The organism is Dermacoccus sp. 147Ba, assembly GCF_004151355.1.
In the GTDB taxonomy this organism is placed as follows: domain Bacteria; phylum Actinomycetota; class Actinomycetes; order Actinomycetales; family Dermatophilaceae; genus Dermacoccus; species Dermacoccus abyssi.
On sequence record NZ_SEHL01000002.1, the window covers coordinates 92968 to 110079 of the forward strand.

At 68.5% G+C, this 17112-nt stretch carries 13 protein-coding genes and 1 tRNA gene; 10 read left to right on the plus strand and 4 right to left on the minus strand.

The genetic code is table 11. From position 1 onward, the window contains the following. Positions 1 to 124: 124 nt before the first annotated feature. The 5 genes from pyk (at position 125) to EVU97_RS02790 (ending at position 3892) form a co-directional block, all read left to right on the plus strand. Positions 125 to 1582, plus strand: a complete 1458-nt coding sequence (pyk, locus tag EVU97_RS02770; protein ID WP_129663354.1) for a pyruvate kinase — start codon at positions 125 to 127, stop codon at positions 1580 to 1582. A gap of 135 nt (positions 1583 to 1717) precedes the next feature. Continuing rightward, positions 1718 to 1798 (plus strand) — tRNA-Leu (locus EVU97_RS02775). An 86-nt stretch (positions 1799 to 1884) separates the two neighbouring features. Then, positions 1885 to 2397: a hypothetical protein gene (locus EVU97_RS02780; RefSeq protein ID WP_129663355.1), complete on the plus strand. Its 513-nt coding sequence runs from the start codon at positions 1885 to 1887 to the stop codon at positions 2395 to 2397. A 31-nt stretch (positions 2398 to 2428) separates the two neighbouring features. Next, a complete protein-coding gene (locus EVU97_RS02785) occupies positions 2429 to 3241 on the plus strand; it encodes a shikimate 5-dehydrogenase (protein WP_129663357.1) in 813 nt (270 codons plus the stop codon). Positions 3242 to 3289: 48 nt separating this feature from the next. Further along, positions 3290 to 3892, plus strand: coding sequence for an ANTAR domain-containing response regulator (locus EVU97_RS02790; RefSeq protein WP_370448514.1), 603 nt, complete (start codon positions 3290 to 3292; stop codon positions 3890 to 3892). A 13-nt stretch (positions 3893 to 3905) separates the two neighbouring features. On the opposite strand, the gene EVU97_RS02795 is transcribed toward EVU97_RS02790, so the two are convergent. Then, positions 3906 to 4355, minus strand: coding sequence for a PaaI family thioesterase (locus EVU97_RS02795; protein ID WP_129663361.1), 450 nt, complete (start codon positions 4353 to 4355; stop codon positions 3906 to 3908). 47 nt (positions 4356 to 4402) lie between these two features. On the opposite strand from EVU97_RS02795, the gene polA reads away from it, so the two are divergent. Continuing rightward, complete coding sequence (polA, locus tag EVU97_RS02800) at positions 4403 to 7072, plus strand: DNA polymerase I (RefSeq protein ID WP_129663363.1); 2670 nt, start codon at positions 4403 to 4405, stop codon at positions 7070 to 7072. A 30-nt stretch (positions 7073 to 7102) separates the two neighbouring features. Here polA and EVU97_RS02805 read toward each other — a convergent pair whose 3' ends face one another. Both EVU97_RS02805 and EVU97_RS02810 read right to left on the minus strand, forming a co-directional pair. Next, positions 7103 to 8077 (minus strand): NDP-sugar synthase, encoded by a 975-nt coding sequence (locus EVU97_RS02805; protein WP_165357851.1) that lies wholly within the window; start codon positions 8075 to 8077, stop codon positions 7103 to 7105. Next, the gene (locus EVU97_RS02810; protein ID WP_129663367.1) at positions 8074 to 9993 is read right to left on the minus strand and encodes an acyltransferase; all 1920 of its coding nucleotides are present in this window, start codon (positions 9991 to 9993) and stop codon (positions 8074 to 8076) included. Before EVU97_RS02810 ends, EVU97_RS02805 begins: the two co-directional genes overlap by 4 nt. Before the next feature lie 94 nt (positions 9994 to 10087). Here EVU97_RS02810 and EVU97_RS02815 point away from each other — a divergent pair, with 94 nt between their 5' ends. The 4 genes from EVU97_RS02815 (at position 10088) to EVU97_RS02830 (ending at position 15699) form a co-directional block, all read left to right on the plus strand. Next, on the plus strand, positions 10088 to 10672 hold the full coding sequence (locus EVU97_RS02815) for a hypothetical protein (RefSeq protein ID WP_129663369.1): 585 nt from the start codon (positions 10088 to 10090) through the stop codon (positions 10670 to 10672). 99 nt (positions 10673 to 10771) lie between these two features. Continuing rightward, complete coding sequence (locus EVU97_RS02820) at positions 10772 to 12775, plus strand: acyltransferase family protein (protein ID WP_129663371.1); 2004 nt, start codon at positions 10772 to 10774, stop codon at positions 12773 to 12775. Further along, the gene (locus tag EVU97_RS02825; protein WP_165357852.1) at positions 12772 to 14760 is read left to right on the plus strand and encodes an acyltransferase family protein; all 1989 of its coding nucleotides are present in this window, start codon (positions 12772 to 12774) and stop codon (positions 14758 to 14760) included. Before EVU97_RS02820 ends, EVU97_RS02825 begins: the two co-directional genes overlap by 4 nt. Positions 14761 to 14853: 93 nt before the next feature. Then, positions 14854 to 15699, plus strand: a complete 846-nt coding sequence (locus EVU97_RS02830) for a class I SAM-dependent methyltransferase (protein ID WP_129663375.1) — start codon at positions 14854 to 14856, stop codon at positions 15697 to 15699. Positions 15700 to 15754: 55 nt separating this feature from the next. Here EVU97_RS02830 and EVU97_RS02835 read toward each other — a convergent pair whose 3' ends face one another. Next, positions 15755 to 17041, minus strand: coding sequence for a lipopolysaccharide biosynthesis protein (locus EVU97_RS02835; protein ID WP_129663377.1), 1287 nt, complete (start codon positions 17039 to 17041; stop codon positions 15755 to 15757). Between the last annotated feature and the right edge of the window lie 71 nt (positions 17042 to 17112).

The following is a 17112-nucleotide window of genomic DNA, read 5'->3' on the forward strand; positions in this document are numbered from 1 at the left end:
GTTCGCAGCACGCGGACGGGGGCCTTCGGCGTCCCCGAGCAGGTACTCACCAGTAGGGCAATTCCGGGGTCTCAGCGCGCGATACCGCGTGATGTGTGCCTTCGACGGGGGCTAGGGTTGAGGCATGCGTCGCGCAAAGATCGTAGGAACTCTAGGTCCCGCATCCGAAACCCCCGAACGTATCCGTGAACTCGTCGAGGCCGGCCTCGACGTGGCCCGCTTCAACCTTTCGCACGGCTCGTACGACGAGCACCAGACGCGACTCGACAACGTCCGCGCTGCCGCCGAGGCAACCGGTCGCGCTGTCGGCGTCCTGGCCGACCTGCAGGGCCCGAAGATCCGCACGGCTCGTTTCTCGGGTGGCCCGGTCGAACTCGCCAAGGGCGACCGCTTCACCATCACGATCGAGGACGTCGACGGCAACGCCGAGCGCGTCGGTACGACGTACAAGGGCCTGCCGGGTGACGTGAAGGTCGGCGACGACCTGCTCGTCGACGACGGCAAGGTCGCCCTGCGTGCCGTCGAGGTGACCGACACCGACGTCATCACCGAGGTCGTCGTGCCAGGCACTGTGTCGAACAACAAGGGCATCAACCTGCCCGGCGTTGCAGTCAGCGTGCCGGCCCTGTCCGAGAAGGACGAGGCCGACCTGCGCTGGGCGCTCAAGGCCGGTGCGGACCTCATCGCCCTGTCGTTCGTTCGTGACGCCGCCGACATCGTGCGTTGCCACGAGATCATGGACGAGGAGGGCATTCGTCGTCCCGTCATCGCCAAGGTCGAGAAGCCGCAGGCCGTCGACAACCTCGAGGAGATCGTCGAGGCGTTCGACGGCATCATGGTGGCCCGCGGTGACCTCGGTGTGGAGCTCCCGCTCGAAGACGTCCCGCTCGTGCAGAAGCGGGCCGTCGAGCTCGCCCGGCGTGCGGCGAAACCCGTCATCGTCGCCACGCAGGTGCTCGAGTCGATGATCGAGAACCCGCGCCCGACGCGCGCCGAGGCCTCCGACTGCGCCAACGCGGTGCTCGACGGCGCCGACGCCGTCATGCTCTCCGGGGAGACCTCGGTCGGCGCGTGGCCGGTCGAGACGATCCGCACGATGGCGCGCATCATCGCCTCCACCGAGGATCACGGTCTCGACCGCGTTCCGGTGCTCGGCACGAAGCCGAACACCAAGGGCGGCGTCGTGACGAAGGCAGCCGTCGTCGTGGCCACCGAGCTCGACTGCAAGTACCTCATCAACTTCACGACCACCGGTGACTCCGCGCAGCGCATGTCGCGTCTGCGCCCGAGCACGCCGATCGTCGCGTTCACGCCCGACCCGGTCGTGCGCGCCCAGTTGGCGCTCGTGTGGGGCATCGAGACGATCTGCCGCCCGAAGGTGCGTCACACCGACGAGATGGCGCAGCAGGTCGACGAGATCTTCCTCGGCGACGGTCGCGTGTCCGAGGGCGACCTCGTCGTCATCGTGGCCGGCTCTCCGCCCGGAATCCCCGGCTCGACGAATGCGCTCCGCGTCCACAAGATGGGTGACGCGAAGAACCGGGTGGCTCCTGCGTACAACGCGGTGGGCACCGAGGCCTGATCGGCCGACCGGTCTCGAAACACCCCTGACAAGCCCACGTTTCCGTGCGCTGTCGGGGGTGTTTCGCGTCTGTGGCCATGGGCTGTCCCGATGACGGCGACGGGCCCGGCGTCGGCTAGCATGTCCGGGTCACGCGCCGACGTGGTGGAACGGCAGACACGGAGCACTCAAAATGCTTTGCCTTCGGGCGTGGGGGTTCGAATCCCCCCGTCGGCACACAGGAGGTCCGTCAGGAATGGCGGGCCCGCAAGGCCCTCGTCCGGCACCGGACGAGGGCCTTCGTCCTCTCACTGGAGAAATGAATGACCGAACTCGACTCGCACCTCGGTTTCCAGGACGTACCGCGCGAGTTGGAGGCGATCGCGTTCGCTCTCGGCTCCTCCGGGTGGACGGACTGCTCCCTCACGGCGAGCGACGGTTTCACGCTGACGGTTCGGGCGAGCTACGTCTCGGACGTGCTGGCCGACTTCCTCGATGCTGCCTGGACCCTGGCGACGGAGTCGTCGCGCGCTGCGAGCTTCGTTCTTCACCGCGAACCTGACGCGACGATCGTCGGATGCCTCGCTACCGAGAACCACATCCTGCTGTTGATCACCTCGAGCGACGACCGTCGTGCGTATCGCTTCACGTCGACGTCCGAGCGTTTGGCGCGGTTGATCTATGACGGCGTCGCAGCCGTCGATCGGGGCGCGTACCTCGACACCTGGTCGACGCATCCGTTCCCCGAAGAGCGCCTCAGCAACCTCGGTGAGCTCTTGGGCGCTCAGCAGGGTGTGTCGCCCAGTGGGCCGCGTACCCGTAGAGCGCCGGGGTGAAGCCCTCGCCGCGCCTCAGTAGGGTTGGGCCATGCTCTCGAAGGACACCCAGCTGTGCATCTCGATGTCGGGCAACCCGAGCAACATCGGCACGCGCTTCCACAACCGCCTCTACGACGAACTCGGGCTCGACTACGTCTACAAGGCGTTCTCGCCCACCGACCTCGAGCAGGCCGTGGCGGGCATCAGGGGGCTGCCGATCCGCGGCGCCGCGGTGAGCATGCCGTTCAAGGAGCAGGTCATTCCCATGCTCGACCGGCTCGACGAGTCGGCGAAGGCCATCGATTCGGTCAACACGATCGTCAATGACGACGGAGTCCTCACCGGGTACAACACCGACTACTCGGCCGTCGCCTCACTCCTGGCGAGCCACGGCGTGCCGACCGACCTGACGATCGCCGTGCGGGGGAGCGGCGGCATGGGCAAGGCCGTCGTCGCAGCCTGTCGGGACACGGGATTCACCCACGGAACCGTCGTCGCGCGCAACGTGGACACGGGCCGTGCCCTCGCCGAACAGTACGGCTGGGAGCACTCGCGCGAGGTGCCGGAGGGAACTCGCGTCCTCGTCAACGTCACGCCGCTCGGCATGGCCGGGGGCGAAGGGGAGGGCCAACTCAGCTTCACCGAAGCGGAGATCGACGCTGCGGACTGGATCGTGGACGTCGTCGCCAAGCCGAGCGAGACCCCACTCATCGCGGCGGCGCGTGAGCGCGGCAAGAGCGTCATCACCGGGGCCGAGGTCATCGCACTCCAAGCCGCCGAGCAGTTCGTCCTCTACACGGGCGTGCGTCCCACCGACGAGCAGATTCGCGCGGCGTCGGAGTTCTCCCGCTCCAAAGCATGATTGGCTGCGTGATCGAGTCGTGTTCGACGCGGGCTTAGGATGCTCCGGGTGACGACGAACAGCGCTGAACCGACGAACACCCTTCCCCGCGTCGTGGTGGCCGAGGACGAGGCCCTCATCCGCCTCGACCTCGTCGAGATGCTCGAGGCGGGCGGCTACGACGTCGTCGCGGCGGTTTCCGACGGCGAGGCAGCACTCGCCGCCGTTCGCGAGCATCGCCCCGACCTGGCCGTGTTCGACGTCAAGATGCCGGCCAAGGACGGCATCAGCGCCGCAGAGGAGATCGGCCGCGAGCACCTCGCGCCCGTCGTGCTGCTCACCGCGTTCAGCGACAAGCACCTCGTCGACCGTGCCGGCGACGCGGGCGTCATGGGCTACGTCGTCAAGCCGTTCACCTGGAACGACCTCGGCCCGGCGCTCACCGTCGCGCTGCGTCGCTGGAGAGACACCCGGTCGCTCAGCGACGAACTCGAGGAGATGAAGACGCGCTTCGAGGCGCGCAAGTCGCTCGACCGTGCCAAGGGGCTGCTCACGACGAAGCTCGGCCTCGACGAGCAGGCCGCCTTCCGGTGGATCCAGAAGACGGCCATGGATCGGCGCCTGTCGATGCAGCAGGTCTGCGACGGTGTCATCGCCGAGTTCGGCGACTGACTCTGCGCTCAGTTCACTGGTCGCGCAGCATGCACGTGATGCGTGCCGTGCAGGTGCGTCGCCCTTGGTCGTCGGTGATGACGACGTCGTAGGCCGCGAGCGTGCGACCGAGCGACAAGGCGGTCGCCGTCGCCGTCACGATGCCCGAACGCGCCGAGCGGTGGTGCGTGGCGTTGATGTCGAGGCCGACCGCGTAGCGGCCCGGGCCCGCGGCTATTGCCGCACCGATCGAACCCACGCTTTCGGCGATGACGACGTTCGCGCCGCCGTGGAGGAGACCGTAGGGCTGGGTGTTTCCCTCCACCGGCATCGTCGCGACGACGCGCTCGGCGCTGGCCTCGACGATCTCGATGCCCATGCGCTCGTCGAGCGTTCCCCTGCTCATCTCGCGCAGCATCGCGAGTTCCTCGTCGGTGGCGGGGCGGTTCTCCGCGGCGGAGGAGGGGCGGGAAGCGTCGGTCATGTCGGTCGCCTTTCGGGTTGTCAGTGTCGGGACATAGGCTGCCATGTGTGAAGCGCTTGTTGTTGCTGGACGGTCATTCCCTCGCCTACCGGGCGTTCTTCGCGCTGCCCGCGGAGAACTTCTCCACCTCCACGGGGCAGCACACGAACGCCGTGTACGGCTTCACCTCGATGCTCATCAACGTCCTGCGCGACACCGAACCCACCCACCTCGGTGTGGCCTTCGACGTGTCGCGTCAGACGTTCCGCACCGAGGAGTACGCCGAGTACAAGGCGGGGCGCGCCACGACGCCGAACGAGTTCAAGGGGCAGGTCAGCCTCGTCAAGGAGGTGCTCGACGCCATGGGCGTCGCGCACATCGAACTCGACGGCTACGAGGCCGACGACATCCTCGCCACCCTGACCACGCAGGCCGTCGATCAGGGCTTCGACGAGGTGCTCCTGTGCTCCGGTGACCGAGACGCCCTGCAGCTCGTGGGGGACAAGGTCACCGTCCTGTACCCGGTCAAGGGCGTCTCCGAGCTCACGCGCATGACGCCGGCCGCCGTCGAGGAGAAGTACGGCGTTCCGCCCGAGCGCTACAGCGACCTCGCGGCCCTCGTCGGTGAGAAGTCCGACAACCTGCCCGGCGTGCCCGGCGTCGGCCCGAAGACGGCCGCCAAGTGGCTCACGACCTACGGCGACCTCACCGGTCTCGTCGCCTCCATCGACCAGATCAAGGGCAAGGCCGGCGAGTCCGTGCGTGCTCATCTCGACGGTGTGCTGCGCAACCGCCGCCTCAACCAGCTGCTCACCGACGTCCCGCTCGAGCTCGGACCGGACGACCTCGTGCGAGCGGACTGGAACCGTGACGAGGTGCACCGCGTCTTCGACGGTCTCGAGTTCAAGGTGCTGCGCGACCGCCTCTTCGCCACGCTCGGTACGAGCGAGCCGGAGGCCGAGGGCAACGTCGACGTCGACGGCGAGGTCGTTGCCGAGGGCGGCGCCGAGAAGGCCCTGGCCTCACTCACCGGACGCACCGGCGTCCACGTCCTCGGCACCTGGGCTCGCGGCACCGGTGACGCTGCCGGCATCGGTCTCGCAGGTGACGACGGTCGCGCGCTCTACATCGACCTCACCGCGCTCACACCGGACGACGAGAAGGCCCTCGCCGCCTGGCTCGCCGACGAGTCCAAGCCGAAGGCGCTGCACGACGCCAAGGGCCCGATGCACGCCCTCGACGCGCGCGGCCTCACGCTGCGCGGCCTGACGAGCGACACCGCGATCGCCGCCTACATCGTGCGACCCGACCAGCGCTCGTACGGCTTCGACGACCTCCTGTTGCGCTACTGCCACATCGAGCTCCCGCAGGCGGGTGACGCTGCCACCGGTCAGGGCATGCTCGACCTCGGCGGCACCGACACGGCCGAGACCGACGACGTCATGGCACGCGCAGCGGCCGTCGCCAAGCTCGCCACGGCGCTCGACGAGGCCGTCGCCGAGGTCGGGGGCACCGAGCTCATGGCCGACCTCGAAATGCCCGTCGTCGACGTCCTCGCCGGCATGGAGAAGGCGGGTATCGCCGTCGACCTCGACAAGCTGCAGAACCTCGAGAGCGACTACGACGCTCTCGTCGTCCAGGCTCAGCACGACGCGTGGGACGCGATCGGCGGCGAGCAGGTCAACCTCGGTTCGCCCAAGCAGCTGCAGACAGTGCTCTTCGAGACGCTCGGTATGCCGAAGACGAAGAAGACGAAGACCGGCTACACGACGGACGCCGAGGCTCTCGCCGACCTCTACGAGAAGGAGCCGCACCCCTTCCTCGAAGCGCTCCTGCGCCACCGCGATTCGTCGAAGCTGCGCTCGACCGTGGCAGGTCTCATCAAGTCGGTCGCGGACGACGGCCGGATCCACACCACGTACCAGCAGACGATCGCGGCCACGGGGCGACTGAGCTCCACCGACCCGAACCTGCAGAACATCCCGATCCGCACCGAGTCGGGCCGGCGCATCCGCCGCGTGTTCGTCGTGGGTGAGGGCTACGAGTGCCTCATGTCGGCCGACTACTCGCAGATCGAGATGCGCGTCATGGCGCACCTGTCCGGCGACGAGGGCCTCATCCACGCGTTCAACGAGGGCGAAGACCTGCACCGCTTCGTCGGCTCCCGCGTTTTCGGCGTCGAGCCCGACGGCGTCACGCCCGAGATGCGCGCCAAGGTCAAGGCCATGTCGTACGGCCTGGCCTACGGCCTCTCGGCCTTCGGCCTGAGCAAGCAGCTACGCATCTCCACCGCCGAGGCCCAGCGCCTCATGGACGGCTACTTCGAGCGCTTCGGCGGGGTGCGTGACTACCTGCGTCATGTCGTCGACGACGCGCGCGCCGTCGGTTACACCGAGACGATGATGGGCCGCCGCCGTTACCTGCCCGACCTCGCGAGCGACAACCGTCAGCGCCGCGACATGGCCGAGCGCATGGCGCTCAACGCGCCCATCCAGGGCAGCGCGGCCGACATCATGAAGAAGGCGATGCTCGGCGTCGACGAGGCATTGCGCGACGGCGAGTACGCCTCGCGCGTCCTGCTCCAGGTGCACGACGAACTCATCCTCGAGATCGCCGAGGGTGAACGCGAGGCCGTCGAGAACCTCGTGCGTGAACAGATGGGATCGGCCGCCGATCTCGACGTTCCGCTCGACGTCAACGTCGGCACCGGCGCGAGCTGGCAGGACGCCGAGCACTGATATCGGGTCGCCCGGCTGAGTGAGACTCGTTCAGCGGCGCTCGTCGACCTCCAGTACGGCGTCGGCGAGTCGCAGCCCGGGGCTCACCCGAGCCCCGTCGCCCAGAACACAACCCTCGAGGTGCGTGCCGTCACCGATGACGCAGCCCGGCCCGAGCACGCTGTCGGTGAGCACCGCATCGGCGCCGATCTGGGCACCCGGCATGACGAGGCAGCGCTCGACGCGAGCCGTGGGGGCGACCTGGGCGCCGAGCAGAACACTCGTGGCGTTCGGGCGGTCGCTCGGGACGTGATCCCGGGCCCACGCCAGGTTTGCCGCGAGCAGCGCGGCGGGTGTTCCGATGTCGGCGAAGCGCGCGTCTTCGCGGTAGACCCGCACACCCTCGTCGAGCGCCACAGCTCGGGGGAACACGTCCCGCTCGAGCGAGACCACCTCGCCGGCCGGGATGAGATCGAGCAATGACGGGCTGACGACGTACGTGCCGGCGTTGACGAAACCGGCAGGTGCGCCGGCGGGCTTCTCTTCGAACCGGGTGATGCGGTCACCGTCGAGATGGAGCAGGCCGAAGGCACTCGCGTCATCGACCGGTCGCGCGTGGATCGTCGCCAGGGGTGCGCCGGCGTGGACATGCGCGCGCACGTGCGCGGCGAGGTCGTGGTCGCTCACGAGGTCGCCGTTGATGACGACGAGCGCGTCGTCCGGGTGAAGCGTGAGCCCGGCGCACGCGTGTTTCAGCGCGCCACCGGTGCCCCGCGGCTCGGGCTCACGGGTGTAGCGCAGGTGGAGCCCGACGCGCTCACCGTGGCCGAGCGCCGGCAGGAAGGCCTCGGCGTGGTGGGCGGTCGCCAACGTCACGGAGTCCACTCCCGCGGCGGCGAGGCGACGAAGCTGGTGAGCGATGACGGGCTCGTCACCGATCGGGAGAAGATGCTTCGGCGTGCGTGTCGTCAGCGGCAGCATCCGTGAGCCGTAGCCGCCCGCGAGGATGACGGCGTGAAGGCTCACTTCGCGGTGTCCTTGCGGATCTGCGGTGCGATCCACGACCACATGATGGGTCCGGAGACGGATGTGTAGTGCAGGGCGTCCTCGTAGAGCTCCTGGCCGTTGAGTTTGCCGTGGTACGTGCCGCCGGGGCACAGCCGGTCGAACTGCGACAGGAACTGCACCTTGTTCTGCGCAGCCCACTGCTTGGCGACCCCGTTGAGGTGACGCACCTTCGCGGTGTCGTTGAGGGACGGCGGATTCTGGCCGAACGTCGGCATCTCGTGGCAGGCGAGGTCGAGCAGCACCGGGCGCTTCACCCGGGATTCCTTGGCCTTGGCGAGCATCGAGTCGAGCGAGGAACGGATGAAGGCGTCATGCTCGGCGCTGCCCGCCTTCAGCCGTCGGCCGTCGACTTCGTAGTCGTCGAGCAGGTTCTGCGGCAGGAAGTACAGCATCGTGTCTGCCTCGAAGAGACCGAGGTGCCAGTTCTTCCAGAACGTGCGGCAGGCCGCGGGAATGGCGGCCGGTTTGCCGTTGAGGATCTGCTGACCGGGGAAGGTGGTGCAGCCGAAGCTCGTCGACTCCGAGACGTCGAGGTCGGTGAACCGCGTGGACGGGAAGTTCACCATGAGGCTGTGCGGAATCGAGTTACCCACGACGACGACACGCTGCGAGGCGCCCGGCTGGTACGACGGCACCGCATACGTGAGTTCGCCGCCTCCCGCGCCGGTCTCCTCGGTCGGGATACCGCTGGTGACCCTCGGGAGCGCAACCGTACCCACGGCGACGGCAGCACAGGCCGTCACCGCGACCAGGCGGGAGATCCTGGGCGAGCGGGGCACCAGACCGCGCAGTCCACCCGCCCGGATCGGCGCCTCGAGGTAGCGGTAGGTCAGCGTCGCGAAGACGATCGACAGCACGGCCTGCACGAGCGCGGCGGCAGCGGTGCTCATGCCCAGACGCTCAGGCGAGAGGAAGACGTGTACGGGCCAGTGCCACAGGTACAACGCGTAACTGATGAGGCCGATCTGCCGCAGCGGCTCGAACGAGAACGCCCGCTGAAAGGCGTTCGCGTGCGGTGACGCCGCGGCGAGGATCGCGGGCAGCGTCAGAAGACAGACGACGACGAGGCCGCCGCGGAAGACGAGCGGCGAATCCTCGGAGAGGGCGACGAACGCAACGAGCAGCGCCGCGAGGCTCGGCCAGGCGAGCTTCGAGATGGTCTCGACCCAGCGCGACGGGCGTTCGTGCCCCCATTGGCTCGGACCGACCCACGCGCCGATCGCAGCGCCGATGAGCAGTTCGAAGGCGCGGGTGTCGGTGCCGTAGTAGACGCGCGTCGGGTCGACGTCCGGCACGAAAAGGTAGGCCATCCAGGCAGCACTGGCGGCGGCAGCGACGGCGAAGACGAGCGCGAGCGTCCAGCGGCGGTGGACATACCGCGCGAGGAAGAGGAACAGCAGCGGGAAGAGGAGGTAGTACTGCTCCTCGATGGCCAGCGACCAGGCGTGGCGCAGCGGAGAGGGAACGCCGTTGGCGTCGAAGTAGGCCTCGTTGCTCGCGAGGAGGCGCCAGTTCTGGACGTAGAAGAGCGTCGCGAGAGTGTCGAGCGCCACCGAGCTGCGTCGTCCCGGGGGTGTCCAGAAAGCTGCCGCCGCCAGCACCGCGATGAGCACGGTGATGAGGCTGGGCAGCAGGCGTCGGGCGCGGGCAGTCCAGAAGCGGCGCAGGTCGATGCGGCCCGAACGGGCGTACTCGCGCACGAGCAGACTCGTGATGAGGTAACCCGACAGGACGAAGAAGAGGTCGACACCGAGCCAGCCGCCCTGAACCCCCGCCGGCCAGAGGTGAAAAACGAGAACGGCGAGGACGGCGACGCCACGAAGTCCGTCGAGCGCCGGGCGGTAACCCGACGAAGTGGGTGCGCGACGTGGCACGGGGTGGGCCTCTCGACGGGAACAGGACAACGGGCGCGAGTCTATTTGCCCAATGGCCGGGCCGCAGGCGGTTCCACTTCGCTAGCATGCGGGCATGTCGAACCAGTCAGACACTCGTACAGTGACGTCGCTGCGCCCCGGAACGAAGGTCGCGCTCATCGTCGCCACCGGATTCCTCGCGGTGGCCGCGTACTTCTTCCTCACGCCGACCAGCTTCATGGGCAAGGACGGCGGCCTCTTCCGTTGCGGTAGCCCGATGTCACCTAACACGAACGGTCTGGCCAAGGGCCAGTGCGGCATCATCGAGGACGTCGCACGCAACCAGAGCCTCCTCTTCCTCGCCCTCGCCATCATCACCGCCGCCCTCGGCTTCCTCCTCTTCGGCTCGGAGTCGGCAGCGCAGACGCGCGGCGCCCGCACCCGCCTCGAGGACGAGGCCGTGGAGGACGACGACGTCGACGACGCCGATCGCCGCCCGGGCCTCCTCGCCGGTCGCACGGAGCGCCAGAGCGAGCGCACCACGGAGCCGCGCCGTCGTTCCCGTTTGGGAGACGAGGACGACGCCCCTCGCAAGGTCCGCCGCACGCGCCTGGTCGACGACGAGGACGACGACGATGTGCGTCCGGCCCGCCGTCGCACGCGCTTCGACGACGACGAGCCCGACACGGTTCGCGACTGACTGCCGCTGACGGCAACGGGCTCACCCGCTCCGATTCGTCGGTGGGTGAGCCCGTCGCCGTGAGCGGACGCTCGCACGCGTTTGATCGGAGAGGAACTCATGGCCGCACGGCTCTTCGCCCACCGTCCTGGCCTGGACGGCATCCGCGGCTACGGCATGGTCGTCTTCATGCTGTGGCACGTGGGGGCACTCACGGTTCTGCCGGGGCTGTGGGTGTTCATGAACGTCTTCTTCATCCTCTCCGCCTTCCTCATCACGCGTCTGCTCCTCGCCGAGCGGCGTAGCTACGGCGACATCAGCGTTCGCGATTTCTACGTCCGACGGGTGCGGCGCCTCGGCCCGGCACTGCTCGTCATGCTCGGCGCGGTGACGCTCGATGGGCTGTTCTTGGCCCCCGATGAGGAGAAGGCGTACCTCAAGGGCGACATCCTCGCCACCCTCACCTACGTCATGAACTGGCGTCTCGTGGCCCGTGACGATCAGTACTTCGAGGCTTTCAGCCACCCGAGCATCACGCGGCACGCGTGGAGTCTGTCAGTCGAGGAGCAGTTCTATCTCGTCGTGCCGTGGCTCGTCGTGGCCGTACTGGCCCTGGGGCGTACGCGCCTGGCGAGGACCCTTCCGTTCGTGCTGCTCGCCGGACTCAGTGCCCTGTGGGCCACGCGGTTGGACCTCGTCGGGCTGGGTGGTCAGTCACACGCCTACTACGGCACGGACATCCGCGTTCAGGCCTTGGCGCTCGGCGTCGCGGCGGGCGTGTGGAGTGGGCACCGGTGGAGCGGCGGGGCGCTGCTCAAACCTCGCGACCCGCGTGATCCCCTCGACGGCGGCCGCCCGTGGATCGAGATCGTCGGGTGGCTCGGGCTGGCGACCACGCTCGTCGCGTTCGTCACGATCGAGCCGCTCGCACCGTGGATGTTCTCGCGCGGCGGGATGCTGCTGACCTCCATCGCGGCGACGGCGTGGATCATCGGCTGTGCGCAGAGGCGCGCCACACCCCTCGTTCGCGTGTTCTCCCTGCCACCCGCGGTCTACACGGGCAAGATCTCGTACGGCCTCTACCTGTACCACTGGCCGATCTTCATCTGGCTCTCGCGCTACCTCACCGGCGTCAACGTCTGGGTTCTCGCGGTGCTGACGCTCGCCCTGTCCTACGCGGCGGCCGCCGTGAGCTACCGCTTCCTCGAACAGCCGATCATGAAGCACGGACTCGGCGCGTTCGGTCGCCGTCGGACGGGGGCCGCAGGCTTCGCAGGGCTGGCCGCGGTCGTCGTCGGCGCGCTCTTCGTCTCGGGAGGTACGGCGCAGGCCACCGCACCCGTGCGCGACGAGAGCGTCCCGCAGAAGGTGGCGAACATCCCCCAGCTCGTCGAGGGGCAGCCGACGTTCACGGCGCCGAAGCCGCCGACGAAGGTCGCGCTGTTCGGTGACTCGGTGCCGTTCCACCTCGTCTCCCGTTTCCCCAGCGGCAACTTCCCGGGCCTTGAGGTCGTCAACCTCGGCACACCCGGTTGCGACATCGTCGACGCCCCTGTGCAGTGGACACCGACGGTGGCGCTCGGCGCCGACGCCGCGTGCCGGCAGAACAAGGCGACCTACGAGGAGAAGGTGCGTACCTCGGGCGCCGAGACGTTTGTCATCATGCCCAGTCTCCAGCTCGCGCTGCGCCACCAACTCAGAGGGCGCACGGTGTGGCTCGACGACCCGGCGTACGTTGCTGCCGTGCGCTCGAAGCTCTCCGAACTCACGACGAAAGCCGAGGCGGCCGGGGCTCGTTCGGTGCAGATCACCACCGTTCCGTGCCGACGGATGAGCGAACTCAACCTTCCGCCCCAGTACCGTACGGAGCTGAGCCGCTCCCCCGAACTCGTGGCCGAGGCCCAGAACCCCAAGCGCCTCAACGCCCTCATCAGTACCTGGGCGAAGGAGGAGAACGTGCCTGTCGTCGACCTCGCCTCCGCCGTGTGCGGTGACGGTTACCAGCCGACGCTGCACGGCAAGAAGGTCTACGAGGACGGCATTCACTTCTCGCCCGAGGCAACCCCGATGATATGGGGCTGGCTCGCCCCGCAGGTTCTGCGCAAGGCAGGTGGACGTCCGTGACGGGCAGCACGCGCGCACAGCGACGCAACGGCAAGGGCGTGCGCACGCCGTCGCGCTATGCGGCGCTCGACGGTTACCGCGGCCTGTTCGTCGTTCTCGTCATCGCCTACCACTTCGGCGTGACGGCGCTCGTCGGCGGCTGGGTCGGCATCAACCACTTCTTCGTCTTCTCCGGCTTCCTCATCACGCGTCTGCTCCTCAAGGAGCGCCAGAAGACGGGGCGCATCGACGTCCGCCGCTTCTACGTCCGCCGGGCCCGCCGCGTTCTCCCCGCGATGTTCGTGCTCGTCGCCGCGGTGCTCGTTCACACGGCCTTCTTCGCCGACGCGGAGCAGCGCAAGGAGTACGCCGGCGACGCTTTCGCGACGCTCGGGTTCTTCCTCAACTGGCGCCTCATCAGCCGTGGCGACGCCTACTTCGACCAGTTCGTCGACCCGTCGCCGCTGCGTCACGCGTGGACGCTCTCGGTCGAGGAACAGTTCTACGTCATCGTCCCGTTCCTCGTGCTCGCCCTCGTCGCCCTCGCCCGTCGCCGGGGCGCGAAGGCCGGCATCGCTCTCGCTCTTGCGGCGGTGAGCGCCTGCTGGACGGCGCAGCTCGGCTTCGAGACGCCGCAGGACCAGACGCGCCTCTACTACGGCACCGACACCCGCGTGCAGGCTCTGCTCGTCGGTGTCGCGCTGGGCTGTCTGCTTGGACTCGGCAACGACAAACGGGGCCCAGTGCTCCCTCCACGCGCCGTGACGCAGGCGCTCGGCGTCATCGGCTTCGGCGTCTCGGTCTCGGCGGTCTTCCTCCTCGACCCGAGCACCACGTGGGTCTACGACCGCGGTGGCATCCTGCTCTTCGCCGTCGGCGCCGCCCTCATGGGGTGGTCGAGCGTCGACCCGCGCAACCTGCTCATTAACCGCATCTTCGGGTGGGAGCCCCTGGCGTTCCTGGGCCGCATCTCGTACGGGCTCTACCTCTACCACTGGCCCATCAACCTGTGGGTCGACGTGCCGGGCCTCCCCGACATCGCCGAGGCCGTGCTCAAGGGTGCGCTCACGTTCGCCGCTGCGTACCTCAGCTTCCGCTACATCGAAGTGCCCGTCCTGCAGAACGGCGTCAAGGGTCTGCTGCCGAAATCCACTTCCGGCACGCGGCAGTTCGTCGCCGTCGGTTCGGCACTGGCCCTCGTCCTCGGTTCAGGCCTCATGTGGACGATGACCCGAGTCAGCGGCCCGCCGCAGTACGTGGCGAACGTTCCCGACCTCGTGCCGGGGCAGAAGGCCTACCCCATGACCTCGAGCCGGACCACGGTGGCCATGGTGGGCGACTCGGTGCCCCTCAAGCTCGTCGAGAACTACCCGTCGCTCAACTTCCCGGGGCTCCACCCCGTGGCCCTGGCTGTGCCGGGCTGCGACATGCTCGACATCCCGATCGTCGATTCCAAGAGCAAGATCGTGCCCAACCCGAAGGACTGTGCCTCCCTCAAGCGCGACCTGACGTCGAAGGTTCGCGGCTCGGGTGCGGAGGCCGCCGTCCTCATGCCCGGCGTGCACCTCGCCTCGCGGCACATGCTCGACGGCCGAAAGGTGTGGATCGACGACGCCGCCTACCGCGACCTCGCGAAGAAGCGTCTCACCGAGACCGTCGGGAAGATCCGCGCCGGGGGAGCGCAGCGTGTCTACGTGACGACGGTGCCGTGCCGTCAGGCCGATCTGTCCGTCCTCCCGCCCGAGGACGCCGCCGCGATGCGCGCCGACGGCCCTGCGCTCGCCGAGTCGCAGCGACCCGACCAGGTCAACGCCCTGATCCGGGAGTGGGCGTCCGAGGAGCACGTGCCGCTGCTCGACCTCGCGAGGACGGTGTGCAGCAATCCCTTCCAGCCCGAGGTGAGCGGTAAGCGGCTGTACACCGACAGCGTCCACTTCTCCGAGGAGGCCACACCGATGATCTGGAAGTGGCTGGCGCCCCAGGTTCTGGCGACTGCCCAGCGCTGAGGCGCATGAGGTGGCATTCTTGTGCCGCCCGAGTTCGCCGACACCGTCCGTGGTCCGCCGTGTGCGTTCGGGCCTCACCCACGTAAGGAACCCATGAAAACGTCTGCCTTCTTCGAAGCCCTTCCGGCGCTGTTCACCCCCGACGTCCAAAGTGGCGACCCGGTCGACGGCTCGTGGAAGGGCCTCGCGTCCCAGGTGGCCGGCTACACGGCGGTCAACGAACTCGCGGTGCTCAACGAGGCCGCGCGTCACCTGCCCGAGGGCGAGGCCTACCTCGAGGTCGGCACGTTCAAGGGCCGCTCGATCTGCGCTGCGGTGCGGGGCAACGCCGGCAAGAAGTTCGTCGTCATGGAGAACTTCATGGAGTTCGGCATGGCCGGCGAGATGGCGCGCAAGGAGCTCATGACGAACCTCGCCCAGCACGCGAGTGACGCCGACGTCGAACTGCTCGAGGGCGACTGCTTCAAGCTCATGGTCGAGCCAGGCGCGCTCGATCGGCCGGTCGGCGTCTACTTCTACGACGGCGAGCACACGCTGCTGTCGCACTACCTCGCCCTGGCTGTCGTCGAGCCGTTGCTCGCGGACGAGGCGCTCGTGCTCATCGACGACGCGTCGTGGCCGGTCGTGCAGAAGGCCCACAAGCTCTTCCTCCAGCGGCACAAGGGCTGGGAGATCGTCGAGACGTGGGACGCTGCGCACGCCGACGACCCGCGCTGGGCCAACGGCCTGCACGCCCTCACATTCCGCCGTGTGCCCGGTACAACCCGCAAACTCTCGGGCACGGACGAGGCCCTGCGCCGCTACCAGGTGACGGTGCAGGACCGCGTCAACGCCGTGATGTGGAAGGCCGTGGGCGTCGTGCCCGGCCCGATCACCGCGGTCGCGAAGGTGCTGCTCGGACGCTCGCGCAAGATCGGTGACGACGACAGCGCGAAGTGACCCACCGTTGCCTCGGGCCGAGCTGACCACGTGTGTCGGCTCGGCCCGATGCGTGTCACGTGCGGTCGGTGACGAGGAGGTCCTCCTCGGACTCGAGCTGCGTCACGGCGTGACGGCGGGTGCGCACCACGCCGACGAGGACGACGAGCGCCGCGCAGCCGGCGGCGAGGCCGATGATCTGCTCGGCGCTGTCGTGCCACCACAGCCACCCGACGACGAGCTCGACGGCAACGGCCAGCCAAGCCACCTTGCCGAGAGTCGTGTCGTCGTCGGCCATCTGGGAGAAGAGCCACAGCTGCGCCAGGGCCCACAGCGTGCCGAGCGCGATGCAGGCCAGGACGAGCGTTCCGAAACCGTCGAAGGCCGTGCCGCCGATGAGCCGCACGAGAGCGTCGGCGTCAATCGCGACAACCGCGGCCGCGATCGCGCCGATTCCGACGACGAGCGCCGCCGCCCGCCAGATCATCGACGACCCCTGACGCGACAGGCGCGGCACGACGAGCAGCGCGATGAACTGGGTGCCCCAGCACATCGCCCGCCCGAAGGTCGACGCGAGCCCGTAGCCGCCGGAGGTGTGTTCGTCGAGGAAGTGGCGCACGAGGAGCACGTCGACGTTCGTCAGGGCGGTGAAGGCCGCGAGCGTCGAGTTGGATCGCGCCATCTCGGCCAGGAGCGAGGGGGAGTGGCGCCGCGTGGTGGCGGCCAGATCGCGACAGGCCCACCAGCCGTACGCCGCGGTGAGCCAGGCCGCGATCGCCATGGCGACGAAGACCTGCGTGACGTTCGCATCGATCGCGAGGCACACGAACGCGCCGAGCAGACGGGTGGCCGCGGTGAGGACGTAGAGCGTCGACAGGCGCCCGAGGCGTTCGGCCCCCAGCAACATGCCCTGAAACGCTCCCGTGAGCGTCATCGGAAGGAGCATGAGCGACATCGCGACGGTCGCGGCCACACCGTCGAGGTGGAAGATATCGCCGATCGGTGCGGCGAGCAGGCACGTGAGCCCGGTGAGAGCGATGCCCGTCCCGGCCGCGGCGACGAGCCCGGACGTGCGTGCTTCCTCGTCCGCCCAGCGCCGCGCGATGATGACCTGGAAGGCGCCGGCCGGGATGACGAGCACGATGCCGAGCGTGATGAGCGCCGAGTAGGCGCCGAACCCCGCGGTACCGAGGGCGCGCGTCAGCACGAGAACGAAGACGTAGCTCAGGGCGTTGCCGACGCCCATGGCGACTCCGAGGAGGGCGCCCGAACCGATGCCCGCCGTGCGCTCGGTCCGGTTGCCAGGAGCCTCGGACGGTTCGTCGGCGGAGTCAGTGGAGACGTCGGTGCTTCCAGCGTTCAACGTCTCCACCTTCTCGGGTTGGTCCTCTCGGGGGTTACTTCCCAGTTATATTAGGCAGTCACCGCCGGGGC

Excerpts from the sequence above, each read along its gene's own strand:
- pyk (WP_129663354.1), top strand. The coding sequence starts at position 125 with ATGCGTCGCGCAAAGATCGTAGGAACTCTAGGTCCCGCATCCGAAACC.
- EVU97_RS02780 (WP_129663355.1), top strand. The coding sequence starts at position 1,885 with ATGACCGAACTCGACTCGCACCTCGGTTTCCAGGACGTACCGCGCGAG.
- EVU97_RS02815 (WP_129663369.1), top strand. The coding sequence starts at position 10,088 with ATGTCGAACCAGTCAGACACTCGTACAGTGACGTCGCTGCGCCCCGGA.
- EVU97_RS02795 (WP_129663361.1), bottom strand. The coding sequence starts at position 4,355 with ATGACCGACGCTTCCCGCCCCTCCTCCGCCGCGGAGAACCGCCCCGCC.
- EVU97_RS02830 (WP_129663375.1), top strand. The coding sequence starts at position 14,854 with ATGAAAACGTCTGCCTTCTTCGAAGCCCTTCCGGCGCTGTTCACCCCC.
- EVU97_RS02820 (WP_129663371.1), top strand. The coding sequence starts at position 10,772 with ATGGCCGCACGGCTCTTCGCCCACCGTCCTGGCCTGGACGGCATCCGC.
- EVU97_RS02785 (WP_129663357.1), top strand. The coding sequence starts at position 2,429 with ATGCTCTCGAAGGACACCCAGCTGTGCATCTCGATGTCGGGCAACCCG.